We start from the raw sequence: 12,398 nt of genomic DNA on the forward strand, positions 1-12,398 counted from the left end.
GCTGCTTTTGTCCACAAGGAGACGTTTGGATTTTGTTTAGATTGGACGCCCTATTGGGTTTCGCCAATTGTAAGCGCAGAAACGCATCCACGAACGCCATTTTCGGAGATCCATGAGGCATATGATTCATTTCCCGGATTACCTTCTGGGATGCCGCCGGGTGTCTGTGCCTCGAAATACAATCGGCCTTTGGTCCCCCCCATTCCGTGATCTGTCCATGAGATAACATGTGGAGCATCGACCTTCCATCCGCCGACCTCGGCGTATTCCTTGATATTGTCAAGTGACAGACAGCCGGCATCATCGGCGTCCATATCCCCGGAGTGATCGAAAAACGCTATGATATGGAAGGTTGTGGATGAGGCTCTATGTATTTCGACGTAGTTGAACCCATAAAAATAATTGTCATAGCGATATGAAGTGCTGTAGTCATCTGAACGCCCACCCATACCGGCATCGCCCCCCAATGAACCCGTAGTAAGCTTTCTTCCGACGATGTGCTCGAAGTCCGCGCGGGTCATATCGCTGCTGATCCGAGACAGAAGATCTCTGAAGACCATTCGTTGTGTCGTAAGCTCAGCACTTGTAAACAGCCCGACGTCATGGTCATCGGCTTGGGCAGCTATCGGCAACTGCGAAAGCAGGACAACAGCGACTAGAAATCCCGGAAGTTGTCGCGACGCTTGGAACATTCCCCCTCCATTTCCACCGCCTTCCTCATAAGTCTTGAGTCAAAAATAGTTGAGTTTTGTAAATCCGCAAACGCTTTCGCAAGCGCTTGAAAAAGCAACGACCCCTAGCTAACTCGCGACTACTGGGTGCTACCTGGACATTCTGCAGTGCGCCCATTGCGGACATCGAACTGGGGCGCAGCCAATTCAACAAATTCTATTCGAAAGCGGACGTAGATACGCTATTTAGCAAGTTCAGATACGCATAAAGTGATCCGCACAATTCCAGCGTCCGTTATTTAGTGCGGCATGCAAAATCAGGCCCCCCTGTCGCAGTGGCGCCGTGGTCGCTCGACATCAAAACATGGCTTTTTGACTCAGTCGCATAGCCGATAGCCGACACCCCTGACATTCTGTACGAGATTTTTGCCGAGCTTTTTTCTAAGGGTGTAAATGCCCGCTTCGATAGTATTGCTTTCTGCACTATCTGCAGAATTTGCGCCATAGATCCTGGCTTCGATTTCGTGCTTTGCGATGACATCTCCAGAACGGCTCATCAGGAGCTCGAGCAACTGGAATTCACGCGCGGTGAGCTTGACCCAGCGGCCGCCCTGGTGAACGCTGCCCGTCCTTGGATCGATCTCTATGTCTCGGTGCCGCAGAACGGGCTGGGAGCATCGACCTGCGCGCCGAACAACGGCGCGTAGCCTGGCGATCAATTCCGCAATGTTAAAGGGTTTGACGATGAAGTCGTCAGCGCCGGCGTCCAACGCTCCGATCCGGACCGAGAGCCTTTCATCGGCTGACATGATGACAATCGCGACAGATGACAGACGACGTACAGCATTGACCATGTCAAGTCCTGAAAGGGTCGGCAGTTTTAGGTCCAGCGCCAAGGCATCAAATTCGTGTCCCGCCAGCGCCGTCAAGGCTTCCGGTCCATCCGACGCCAGCCGAGCCGAATGGCCGCCTTGCGTTAAAGCACCGCGAATCGCCTGTCCAAGAGGCTCATCATCTTCCACGATGAGAATATGCACGCGCCTGCACCTCGATGAAACGGGCAGATCGCTATCACGGCCAGATGATACAGAACTGAAACGGACATGTTTATTTGGCCAAGGCGGGACGTGCCGTGCATTGACCATTGCCGTCGAGATAAGTTTATCGCAGGTTGAAAGCCGAACGGAGACGCCGATGAAACTGATCACAACCAGCTGGGCTTTCTGGGCTTTGCTCTCCGCAGCATTCGCCGCTATGACCGCCGTACTCGCCAAGGTAGGGGTCAGCGGCGTCAATTCTGACCTCGCCACCTTTATCAGAACGATCGTCATTCTTTTCGTGTCAGCCGGTGTCCTTTGCCTGTTCAAAGGCTGGCAGCCCGTAACCTCTATTTCCGCACGGACCTGGATCTTCCTGCTTTTCTCAGGCATCGCGACCGGCGCCTCATGGCTCTGTTACTTCCGGGCCCTCAAGATGGGCGAAGCGGCGCAGGTGGCGCCCATAGACAAGCTCAGCGTTGTGCTTGTCGCGGTGTTTTCGGTCTTGTTTCTTGGAGAACGCCTCAGCATCCAAAACTGGCTAGGCGTTGCCCTGATCGCCATCGGCGCCGTTCTGATTGCAGTGCGATCTTGAAGATGGCGTCCGAATTAGGGGGCAGCCCGGAGACAGATTATTGAAAAATTTCATCTTCGTTTCAGCTTCAAGGCGCATAAGGCGGCGCAGTCATAACGAAATCGCCTCCATGCCGCGCCATCGCCTTTCCAAAATAAGCCTTCTCCTGTCGAGCCTGCTGGCCAGTTGCGCACCCTATGTCGCAAGCCCACTTGACGCTCACCCGCCATTGGCCGCGCCGTCAAAGGCAAGCCTCGCCTCTCCTCCGGTGCGAAGCTTCCTGAACCGGGCGACAATTAATCTTGGTCAACCCCTCGACGCGAACGCAATTGCAAGCATTGCGGTGATCGCTAATCCCGACCTTAAAGCCAAAAGGGCGCGCGAGCAGGTGACGCAGGCGCAAGCCTTTTCGGCGGGCCTGCTTCCTGATCCGACCTTTAGCCTCGGCGCTGACGCCGTTTTATCGGGCCCTGACCCCTTGCCCAACTTAACCGCCGCGCTCGGTCTTGACCTCAACGCCTTGCGGACGCACGCCGTGACGCTTGCTCAGTCAAAAGCCGAGGTGCGTCAGGCGCGCCTCGACCTGGCTTGGGCGGAGTGGCAAACGGCAGGCCAGGCGCGCCTGCTTTACGTACGCGTTCTCGGTCTTCAGACACAGGTGAGCCTCGATCTGGCAAGCCGCGACGCCCAAACCGACATTTTGAAGCGGACAGAACAGGCGGCGGCGCGGGGCGATGTTGACGCCAATGCCTTGCAAACGGCGCGCCAGGCGGCCTTGTCGGCCTCCGATACCTACAGTGCGACTGAACGCGCCTTCGTAAAGGCGCGTCTTGACCTGAATCAGATCCTGGGCCTGCCGCCCGAAACCACGCTTACGCTCGCACCGGCGTCCACAATGGCGCCGCCCCTGCCTGCGGATCGTCTCTTCGCTATCGCCCTGGACCAGAGGATGGATCTGGCCGCCCTCCGTGCAGGCTATGACGCCCAGGAAGCTGCGGTCAAACGGGCTGTTCTAAATCGGTTCCCGAGCCTGAACCTGACCGTCAACGCCAATCGCGATTCCTCTGGCAACATGCTGGTCGGACCGGCCGTGGATTTCACACTTCCGATCTGGAATCGGAACCGTGGCGGCCTTGCGGTCGAGAATGCGACACGAAACGCTCTGAAGGTCGAATACGACGCGCGCGTCGCTCAGACCCGCGCCGACATTTCCGCCAGCGTCAAGGACATCGCGCTGGCGCGTCAGGAACGCGATCGCTTAAGGGCGAGCCTGCCTCAGGCGCAGGCGTTCGCGACTGCGACCGAACGTGCGGCGCGGCGCGGCGACCTGTCACCGGCCACGGCGGAAGCGGCCGCGCAGACGCTTCGCGATGCGCAGACGCAATTGGCCAAGGCCGACCAGGACATTGCGGAACTCACGATCAGCCTTGAACTTCTCACCGGCACGCCACAAGGACATTGGACGCCATGACAACGACTCGTCAGGTCAGCCTGTGGGCTGTGATCGCCATCCTCTCGCTCACGGGATGTTCCTCCAAGTCAGCATCCGATAGCGCCGACGCCCCGCCGGTCGCGCTCGTGCAGCTCGCCACAGCGCAAAAGGGACCGATCCAAGAGACCGTGCCCCTCTACGGAACGGTTGCGCCTAGCCCGGAAGGTTCCGTAACCCTGTCGGCCACGGCTGAAAGCGTGGTTCGGCAAGTGAAAGTGACCGTCGGCTCGAAGGTCAGTGTCGGACAGGTTCTCGCCATACTGGAGCCAAGTCCGACGACCCAACAGGCGACGGCCAAAGCCTTAGCGGATGCCGCGGCGGCGAAGTCCGCCCTTGCCCGTTCTGAGCGCCTGCGCGCGGATAATCTGGTGAGCGACGCCGATGTTGAAACTGCGCGCGCAACCGCCAAGGCCGCGATTGCCGCTGCGCAAGCGGCGGAGGCGCAGATGAAGTCCTTAATCGTCACCTCCCCTGAGGCAGGATTTGTCTCCGTGATGAACGCCAAGTCGGGCGATCTGCTCGCTGCGGGCGCGCCTATCGCAACGGTCGTGTCGGCGAACGCGCTTAACGGCGACTTTGGGCTGGACCCTTCGCTAGCCTCTCGCGTCAGGGTCGGTGACCGTGTGCGGATCCATACCGATTCTGGCGACGCCTTCGACGCCCACGTTCTCAGCGTCAGTCCGGTCGTTGATCAGCAAACCCGGCTGGCGCCGGTTATCACTGATCTGCCTGCGAACGCAGCGATCGGCGCGGGCCAGCCGCTGCGCGCGGACCTGGCGCTTTCGAGCCAATCCAGCGCATTGATCATCCCCTATGCGGCGATACTGGATGATGGCGGGCAGCCCTATGTCTATGTGGTCAAGGCCGGTCTCGCGCACCGGGTTGACGTCACGACCGGGCCGCAGAGCGGCGACAGCATCGCCATCCTTAAAGGTTTGCAGGTCGGAGATCGGGTGGTGGTGCAAGGCGGTACCGCGTTGGATGACGGCATGAAGGTCCGCCTCAAATGAAAACAAATCTCCAGCGTATGGCGCCGGCCATCGGTTTTGCGGTCATTATTCTGACGCTTGGCGGCGTTCTGGCGGCATTGAACCTGCCCGTCAGCCTTTTTCCTCATATCGACTACCCGCGCGTTGTGGTGTCAATAGACGCTGGCGATCGTGACGCAGGTCAGATGGCGGCGGAAATCACCCGCCCTGTCGAGATCGCCTTGCGCGGCGTGCCCAATGTCACCCGCATCCGCTCCACCACCAGCCGAGGTTCGGCGGAGGTTGAGCTCAGCTTTGGCTGGGGCGACGATATGGTGGCGGCCAAACTGGCGACGCAGAGCGCGCTGGCCGCGCTGACGCCCAGCCTGCCGAGCGGGACGCAAATCTCGGTCATGCGCTCCGATCCGACGCAGTTTCCTGTGTTCGGCGTGGCGCTGACCTCAAAGACGCTCGATCAGGCCGCCTTGCGCCAGATCGCGGAACTTAAGGTGCGCCCCGCCCTGACCGGCGTTGCACAAGTGGCGAGCGTAGAAGTTCTTGGCGGGTCCCCGCGCGACATTGAGGTCGACGTCGATCCGGCGCGACTCTCGGCTCTGGGTTTGAGCGTGACAGATGTCACGTCGGCGCTTGGCAAGGCTAACCAGGTCGCGGGGCTTGGCAGGATCGAAGACCGTCACCGCCTCTATCTGGTTTTGGCGGAAAACCGGCTGGCCAATCAAAAGGATCTTGCCGCCACGCCGATTAAGGCGGGCCCGAACGGCGCTCTTGTCAGCCTCGGTCAGATCGCCTCGATACACCCCTCGACTGAGCCGAACTTCACCCGCGTGACATCGAATGGCAGCAATGCGGTCCTGATCAACATCCATCAGGCCCTGAACGGCGATACGGTCAAGATCGTGAAGGCCGTACAGGCGCGTCTCAAGGTGGCGGGCCTGCCGCCCAGCGTGACCGTAACGCCATTCTATGATCAGTCGGAACTGGTCGTCGGCGCCGCCAATTCTGTGCGCGACGCAATTCTACTGGGCGCCTTGCTGGCGGGCGTCGTCCTTTTCCTGTTCCTGCGGTCCTTCCGCCTCATGCTCATCACCGGGCTCATGTTGCCAGCCGTCCTGGCGGCCACCTGCCTGGGCCTGATGGCTTTGCACCTGAGCTTCAACATGATGACCCTTGGCGGCATGGCCGCCGCCGTTGGTCTTGTCGTCGATGATGCGGTCGTCATGCTCGAACATATGATGCGACGTATGCAGGAGCGCGCGCAGCGCGGTGAAAAAGCGGGCAATGACCGCGACCTGCTGCAGGCGGCGGCCGAAATGGGTATGCCGCTTTACGGCTCGACCGGCGCAACGATCATCGTGTTCCTGCCGCTCGCCTTCATCAGCGGCGTCACAGGCGGTTTCTTTAAGGCGCTCGCCGTGACCATGGTAGCCGCCCTGGCCGTTTCCTTGCTCTATGCCCGCTTTGTCATCCCCCTGGTGGCGGCGAAATGGCTACGCGAAAAGGACGCCGAGGCCGCCGAACGTGCGAATGGGATGTTGGGGCGTCTCATTTCTGCCTACGGCAAGGCGAGCGAGCCTCTTCTTCGCAGAGCAAGACTATTTGTTTTGGTGGTCGCTTGCCTGATGCTTTCCCTCGGCGTGTTGGCCTGGATGCATGTGCCGTCAGGTTTCATGCCGAAGATGGACGAAGGCGGCTTCATCCTCGACTATAAGGCCCAGTCCGGCGCCGCCTTGACGGACACAAACCGCCTGTTGCGGCAGGTAGAACAGATCATCACCGCGACGCCCGAGGTCGCCAGTTATTCTCGCCGCACCGGAGCGCAACTGGGCGGCGGCCTGACCGAAGCCGATGAAGGCGATTATTTCATCCGCCTCAAATCCGGACGTCGGCGCAATATCGAAGACGTCATGGCCGAGATCCGCCAGAAGGTGCAAACCCAGGTTCCCGGCCTCGAGATAGAGACCGCGCAACTGATGGAGGATCTGATCGGTGATTTGACGGCTGTTCCCCAACCGATCGAGGTCAAACTGTTTAGTGACGATCCGGCCGAATTGTCGCGTTCCGCCGTTCGGGTCGGTGACGCAATCAGCAAGATTCGTGGCGTCGTCGAGGTGGTGGACGGACAGCGGGTCGCGGGGGACACCATCCGCATCCAGGTTGACCCGGCGCTTGCGGCGCAACAGGGCCTTGATCCGCAGGCTGTATCTGAACAGCTTCAGGCTCTGATCGGCGGTACGGTGGCGACCCAGGTGCGGATCGGTGAACAACTGATTTCCGTTCGGGTCCGGGGACCGCAGAACCTGCGCCAACGCGCCGACATGCTCGGCAATCTGCCCTTGACCGCGCCGGACGGGCATGCGCTCCGGGTTAGCCAAATCGCCACTGTCTCCATTCTGGCGGGTCAAAAGCAGTTGACGCGTGAAGACTTGGCGCCCTTCGACGCTGTAACCGCGCGTCTTGAGGGCCGCGATCTCGGCTCGGGCATGAAGGCGGTGCGCGCGACGGTGCAAGGCCTGCATTTGCCGGGATCGGTGCGCGTCGAATATGGCGGGCTTTATGCCGAACAGCAAAAAAGTTTCGCTGACATGGCGATGGTGTTCACCGCGGCGCTCTTACTGTCGGCGCTCTTGCTGACAGTGCTGTTCCAGCGCCTCAGCTGGACCTTCGCCACCCTGCTTACCGTGCTGCTGTCGGTCTCCGCCGTGCTTGGCGGCTTGTGGCTCACCGGCATAGAGCTCGATATTTCCGCCTTGATGGGCCTGACCATGGTGGTTGGCATGGTGACGGAACTCGCCATCTTCTTCCTGGCCGAACTTCCGACAGGAGACCCCGTGACCATCGAAAGTCTGCATGAAGCCGGACAAAAGCGCCTGCGTCCCATTCTGATGTCCGCCCTGATCGCCGTCCTCACCCTGGCGCCCCTGGCCCTAAGCCTCAGCCGTGGCGCGGGTCTGCAACAGCCGCTTGCAACGGCGATTATCTTCGGGCTGGTCGCGGCTGTGCCGCTGCTTCTTTTGTTCCTGCCCGCGTGCCTGATGACGCTGCAACAGGTGTCGCAGCAAAAGGAGCCTCGCTGAATCCACCTCGTCGGTTTCTGAAAGGGACTAAATGCGGATCTTATGCGTAGAAGACGACGAAATGCTTGGAGACGCGCTGCAAAGCGGTCTTACGCAGGGCGGATACCTGACCGACTGGGTCAGGGAGGGCGAGCTCGCGCTGGAGGCGTTTCACGCCAATCCCTACGAGGCCGTGATCCTGGACCTCAATCTGCCCGGTGTCTCCGGCCTTGAAGTTCTGCGCAGCCTGCGCAAATCGTCAGCGGTCCCGGTGATTATCATGACCGCGCGCGATGGTTTGCAGGATCGGATCGTCGGGCTTGATCTGGGCGCTGATGACTATATCGTCAAGCCATTCGCCCTGGAGGAACTGCTCGCGCGACTACGCGCGGTTCAGCGACGCAGCCATGGGCGGGCGCATCCGGTCATCGCCTTAAAGGATATTGAGCTCGACACGGCGGCGCGCGCGGTTCGCAAAAGCGGCGTATGGATCCGAATGCGAGCGCGCGAATATCAGATTCTGGAATTGCTGATGCAGCGGATCGGCCGGGTGGTCAGCAAATCCGAAATCGAGAACCAGGTTTACAGTTGGGATGCGGACATCGAAAGCAACACCATCGAAACGACGATTTACGCCTTGCGGAAGAAGCTTGGAAAGGACTTGATTACAACGCTGCGCGGCATCGGTTACGTGATCAAGCCCTGATATGAGCAAACACGCTTCACTCACGCTGCAAACTCTCATCGGCGTCGCCTTGCCATTTGTGCTGGTGACGGCGCTGATCGGCGCCATCGCCTATTGGAGCGCCAAGGACGAAATCTCAGAAGTCTATGACTCACAATTGATATCCTCCGCCCAGGGACTTTGGAAACTCGCCCGCGCCGAGCGCGACCCTGAAAGGCTACAGTTCGGCGATAGCGATATGGGCCTGTCACGCGAGGATGAAGCTTCGCTTGACGAGTATTCAAGTTGGCGCAGTTTCCGCGTTTGGCGGGATGGGCGGCTTGTCCTGGCCTCAGGCAACGCGCCGTCCGAGCGTTTTCCAAATCTTCCTAACGGCTTCACCACGCAGCAGCGACAGGGCCAAGCCTGGCGTGTCTTCACCTATCGTCGCCCGGCCGATCACATCCTTGTCGAGGTCGCCGAGCAACTAAGGGCGCGCGAAGAAATATCCGGACGGATCGTCTGGGGCGTATCCCTGCCCCTGCTTTTCGTCCTGCCGATTATCGCGACGGCGGTTTGGCTGGGCATTCGTTGGGGTTTACGCGATCTGCGAAAATTTGCAGCGGCTGTGCGAAGACGTTCACCTCAGGACTTAACCCCGGTCGTAGGCGACAGTCTTCCAGCCGAACTGACTCCACTTTCAGAATCCATAAATCACCTGCTCAGCAATCTGGCGCTGTCACGTGATCAGGAACGGCTATTTACCGATAATGCCGCCCATGAGCTGCGCACACCGCTTGCCGCGCTCGGCGTGCAGGCGGAAGTTGCCCAGAACGCGAAAACCGATGACGAACGCCAGCGCGCGCTTGACGCGTTGCTGGGGGGCGTGCGCCGCACGTCCCGCCTTCTGGATCAACTGCTGACGCTCGCGCGTATCACCCATAACCCATCGGCGCCAACCGCAGTACGCCCCATCGACGTGGCGCGTGAAGTTTTGAGCGAGCTTTACGCAAAAGCGCAAGCCCGTGGCGTCGAACTCGTGTTGAACGGTGATGAGGCGCTGTACCTGGAAGCCAACCCTTACCTTTTGGGCTTGTTATTCAGCAATCTGATCGATAACGCGATCAAACACGCGCCAGTTGAAAGCCGTGTGGAGACCTCAATCTATCGCAGCGACGGTGGGATCTGTTTCCACCTACGTGACTATGGTCCCGGTATTGCCGAGGCTGAGCGCGACAAGGTCTTTGGCCGTTTTTATCGCGTCAAGGGCAATACGCAATCTGGCAGCGGCTTAGGCCTTGCGATTGTTCGCACCATCTGCGATCTGATGGGAGCGGAAATAAAGCTGGATAAGCCAGCGTCCGGGCCGGGCCTCGAGGTTCTTGTCATATTTAGTTCCTGACCGCTTCAGATTGCGCGCAGCTCGCATGTGTAGCGGATCGCCAAAAAGGAGCCTACGCCATGTCCAAGCTGATCCAGACTGCGTCCATGCAAAGGTCATATTTGTTTCAGGTTGATCTCATTTGAAAACGCAATGATGACCTCCCAGGCGATTTTGATCGTCGCAAACGAGGACAATATCGATGAAACATATGATGATGACCGGCCTGTGCAGCCTCGCGCTTATTTCCGCCCCCGCCTTCGCAGCGTCGCACGGCCAACACTTCGATGGAGAGGCGCTCGTTAAGAACGCCGCGGTCACGATGCCGCAGGCCGAGGCCATCGCCATGAAGGCGCGCCCCGGTAAGATCGTCAAACGCGAGGCGGAAAAGGAGGCTGGCGGCAGCGGCTTGCGCTATTCCTTTGATATCAAGTCAAAGGGCAAGACCTACGAGGTCGGCGTGGATGCCAAGACCGGAGCGGTTCTTGAGAATGGCTCCGAAAGCGCGACGGAAGAAGCTCACGAAACGGACTAAGCTTGCGCGCCGACAAGAAAAGGGCCGTTCGCTGGGGCTAACCGCGAGCGGCCTTTTGGGCGATTCCCGCCACAAGTCGCCCTCGCGCCCATTGTGGACGTGGAACGGCGCCGAAGCCGATCCAAAAGACCTCACCCAAAAGCCGACGTGCGGAGATTAATGATTATGGAGTGTTCAAATTAAGCTCCCGCGTCACACCTATCGCCTTTAGAAAAGCCGTATCGTGGCTGATGACTAGCAGAGCGCCGTCATAGGCGACCAATCCAGCTTCGACCGCTTCAATGGCGTCGATGTCAAGGTGATTGGTCGGTTCATCAAGCAATAGTAAAGGGGGCGCCTGCTGACCCAGCACACAGGCCAGCCCCGCACGCAGTTTTTGTCCGCCGCTGAGCGTTCCAGCGATCTGCAAGGCCGCATCGGCACGAAACCGGAAACGCGCCAAAGCCGCACGGCAAGCATTTTCATCGCTGCCCGTATTGAGTCTGAGAAAGTTATCACGAATACTTATTAATGGATCGAGTAAGCTTACCTGCTGATCGAGGATGGCATGCGGGCTCAGGACTTCCACGGCGCCCGACCATGGAGCAAGCGTACCGTCTATGAGCGCAAACAGCGTGCTCTTGCCCGATCCGTTCGGGCCGGCAATGGCAATGCGCTCCGGGCCGATGACGGTCAGGGATAGATCCCGAATTACAGGCGCGTTTTCGTAGCCTGTTGTTACCCCTTGCAGTCGTAAGACGGTCTTTCCGGCGGCCAGACCCGTTGACGGTACATTCACCGTCAGTGGTTCCAGCACTTCCAGCTTAAACCGAGCTTCGGTCAGTTCGATCTCAGCCTGTGCGCGCCGCCGTTCGGCAAGACGCTCGCCTGACCCGCTGCTATCCTCAGCGCGGTCCTTGCGCATGCCCATGAGGATGCGCGGCATATCACCCTTTGCGGCTTTCTTGCGGCCGCCGCTGTCTCGCCGCGCCTGACGTTCCCTTGCGGCTTGCGTTTCACGGTGGACCTCGGACAGACGTTTTTCAGCATCGCCTAAATCACGCCTCGCCGCCGCCAGCATCTCGGCCCGACGTTCGCGGTAAACGCTCCAGCCGCCCTCATAGCGTGTGACCCCCAGCGGGGTTAACTCGACAATGGCGTCCATCGCCTCCAGCAGGTCGCGGTCGTGACTGACGATCACGGCGCCCTTTCTCCACCCGGCCAACAGGTCGATGACCATCTGACGACCGTCGCGGTCGAGGTGATTGGTAGGTTCGTCAAGCAGGAGAAAGTCAGGCGCGCCAAACAAGAGCGCCGCCAGGCCGACGCGCGTGCGTTGCCCGCCCGACAAGGCGAGCAGCCGAGTACAAGGCTCGGCATCAAGCTGCAGCGCCGCCAGGGCCGCCTTAATACGCGCACCCAGCGTCCAGTCGGCATTATTAAAGTCGTCCTCCGAGGCGCATCCGCCTTCGATACGCTGTAGGCGCGCAAGTGCCTCCGACGCCTCGAAGACATCGGCGATCGTCTCGTCAGGTGCGACATGGACGAACTGCGACAAGGTGGCGATTGTACCGTCCACCGTCACAGCACCGGATTGCGGCGCAAGCTTACCTGACATCAAATCGAGTAGGGTCGACTTGCCGACACCGTTGCGGCCCACAAGGCCTGTGCGCTGTGAAGCGAAAGTCAGATCGAGATCGGAGAAGAGCGTATGGCCGTCGGGCGTCGCCCACGACAGGCCGGTCAAGGTAATTGCAGACATAGTAATCCTCTGGGATGAAAACAGATGGGACTGGTTTCTCAGAGGAAAATCACATGTGCTTGGCTGCTCCTGAAATCTATTCGGATATAGACGGCGCGATGAAAAGGTTCAACCTATTATTGTTGATTTCCACTTAGAACTGACCCATTAGGCGGCATAATTTCCACTGAGAATTGACCCATGTGAAACTCTCCTCGTTGTCAGACAGCGAGGGCCCTCGGAGTGATAGACATGGCATTATTGAGCGTTATCAGGCGCTGG

General features: G+C 59.4%; 10 protein-coding genes. 7 read left to right on the plus strand and 3 right to left on the minus strand.

Annotation, left to right across the window (positions count from 1 at the left end; translation table 11 throughout):
• Nucleotides 1-50 precede the first annotated feature (50 nt).
• Together ACTHLA_RS09430 and ACTHLA_RS09435 are read right to left on the minus strand one after the other, a co-directional pair.
• Nucleotides 51-692: a hypothetical protein gene (locus ACTHLA_RS09430; RefSeq protein WP_440187865.1), complete on the minus strand. Its 642-nt coding sequence runs from the start codon at nucleotides 690-692 to the stop codon at nucleotides 51-53.
• A gap of 356 nt (nucleotides 693-1,048) precedes the next feature.
• Nucleotides 1,049-1,708 carry a response regulator transcription factor gene (locus tag ACTHLA_RS09435; RefSeq protein ID WP_440187868.1) on the minus strand — a complete coding sequence of 220 codons (660 nt, stop codon included), beginning with the start codon at nucleotides 1,706-1,708 and terminating at the stop codon, nucleotides 1,049-1,051.
• A gap of 157 nt (nucleotides 1,709-1,865) precedes the next feature.
• Here ACTHLA_RS09435 and ACTHLA_RS09440 point away from each other — a divergent pair, with 157 nt between their 5' ends.
• The 7 genes from ACTHLA_RS09440 to ACTHLA_RS09470 all read left to right on the plus strand — a co-directional run bounded on the left by ACTHLA_RS09440 (nucleotide 1,866) and on the right by ACTHLA_RS09470 (nucleotide 10,396).
• Nucleotides 1,866-2,303, plus strand: a complete 438-nt coding sequence (locus tag ACTHLA_RS09440) for an EamA family transporter (protein ID WP_440187871.1) — start codon at nucleotides 1,866-1,868, stop codon at nucleotides 2,301-2,303.
• A 109-nt stretch (nucleotides 2,304-2,412) separates the two neighbouring features.
• Nucleotides 2,413-3,753 carry a TolC family protein gene (locus tag ACTHLA_RS09445; protein WP_440187874.1) on the plus strand — a complete coding sequence of 447 codons (1,341 nt, stop codon included), beginning with the start codon at nucleotides 2,413-2,415 and terminating at the stop codon, nucleotides 3,751-3,753.
• Nucleotides 3,750-4,784, plus strand: a complete 1,035-nt coding sequence (locus tag ACTHLA_RS09450) for an efflux RND transporter periplasmic adaptor subunit (protein ID WP_440187877.1) — start codon at nucleotides 3,750-3,752, stop codon at nucleotides 4,782-4,784. The genes ACTHLA_RS09445 and ACTHLA_RS09450 overlap by 4 nt, the downstream gene beginning before the upstream one ends.
• Nucleotides 4,781-7,837: an efflux RND transporter permease subunit gene (locus ACTHLA_RS09455; protein WP_440187880.1), complete on the plus strand. Its 3,057-nt coding sequence runs from the start codon at nucleotides 4,781-4,783 to the stop codon at nucleotides 7,835-7,837. Before ACTHLA_RS09450 ends, ACTHLA_RS09455 begins: the two co-directional genes overlap by 4 nt.
• A 31-nt stretch (nucleotides 7,838-7,868) precedes the next feature.
• Nucleotides 7,869-8,522, plus strand: coding sequence for a response regulator transcription factor (locus ACTHLA_RS09460; RefSeq protein WP_440187883.1), 654 nt, complete (start codon nucleotides 7,869-7,871; stop codon nucleotides 8,520-8,522).
• A gap of 1 nt (nucleotide 8,523) precedes the next feature.
• Nucleotides 8,524-9,882 carry an ATP-binding protein gene (locus ACTHLA_RS09465; RefSeq protein WP_440187886.1) on the plus strand — a complete coding sequence of 453 codons (1,359 nt, stop codon included), beginning with the start codon at nucleotides 8,524-8,526 and terminating at the stop codon, nucleotides 9,880-9,882.
• Nucleotides 9,883-10,072: 190 nt separating this feature from the next.
• Complete coding sequence (locus tag ACTHLA_RS09470; RefSeq protein WP_440187889.1) at nucleotides 10,073-10,396, plus strand: PepSY domain-containing protein; 324 nt, start codon at nucleotides 10,073-10,075, stop codon at nucleotides 10,394-10,396.
• A 163-nt stretch (nucleotides 10,397-10,559) separates the two neighbouring features.
• Here the strand turns inward: ACTHLA_RS09470 and ACTHLA_RS09475 are convergent, their stop codons facing one another.
• A complete protein-coding gene (locus tag ACTHLA_RS09475; protein ID WP_440187892.1) occupies nucleotides 10,560-12,137 on the minus strand; it encodes an ABC-F family ATP-binding cassette domain-containing protein in 1,578 nt (525 codons plus the stop codon).
• Nucleotides 12,138-12,398 lie beyond the last annotated feature (261 nt).

It is taken from the genome of Asticcacaulis sp. (genome assembly GCF_051956075.1).
GTDB lineage: Bacteria > Pseudomonadota > Alphaproteobacteria > Caulobacterales > Caulobacteraceae > Asticcacaulis.

What these genes read in the sequence shown, in the direction of transcription:
- ACTHLA_RS09440 (WP_440187871.1), top strand. Translation starts at nt 1,866, where the DNA reads ATGAAACTGATCACAACCAGCTGGGCTTTCTGGGCTTTGCTCTCCGCA.
- ACTHLA_RS09460 (WP_440187883.1), top strand. Translation starts at nt 7,869, where the DNA reads ATGCGGATCTTATGCGTAGAAGACGACGAAATGCTTGGAGACGCGCTG.
- ACTHLA_RS09470 (WP_440187889.1), top strand. Translation starts at nt 10,073, where the DNA reads ATGATGATGACCGGCCTGTGCAGCCTCGCGCTTATTTCCGCCCCCGCC.
- ACTHLA_RS09445 (WP_440187874.1), top strand. Translation starts at nt 2,413, where the DNA reads ATGCCGCGCCATCGCCTTTCCAAAATAAGCCTTCTCCTGTCGAGCCTG.
- ACTHLA_RS09465 (WP_440187886.1), top strand. Translation starts at nt 8,524, where the DNA reads ATGAGCAAACACGCTTCACTCACGCTGCAAACTCTCATCGGCGTCGCC.
- ACTHLA_RS09455 (WP_440187880.1), top strand. Translation starts at nt 4,781, where the DNA reads ATGAAAACAAATCTCCAGCGTATGGCGCCGGCCATCGGTTTTGCGGTC.
- ACTHLA_RS09475 (WP_440187892.1), bottom strand. Translation starts at nt 12,137, where the DNA reads ATGTCTGCAATTACCTTGACCGGCCTGTCGTGGGCGACGCCCGACGGC.
- ACTHLA_RS09430 (WP_440187865.1), bottom strand. Translation starts at nt 692, where the DNA reads ATGTTCCAAGCGTCGCGACAACTTCCGGGATTTCTAGTCGCTGTTGTC.
- ACTHLA_RS09450 (WP_440187877.1), top strand. Translation starts at nt 3,750, where the DNA reads ATGACAACGACTCGTCAGGTCAGCCTGTGGGCTGTGATCGCCATCCTC.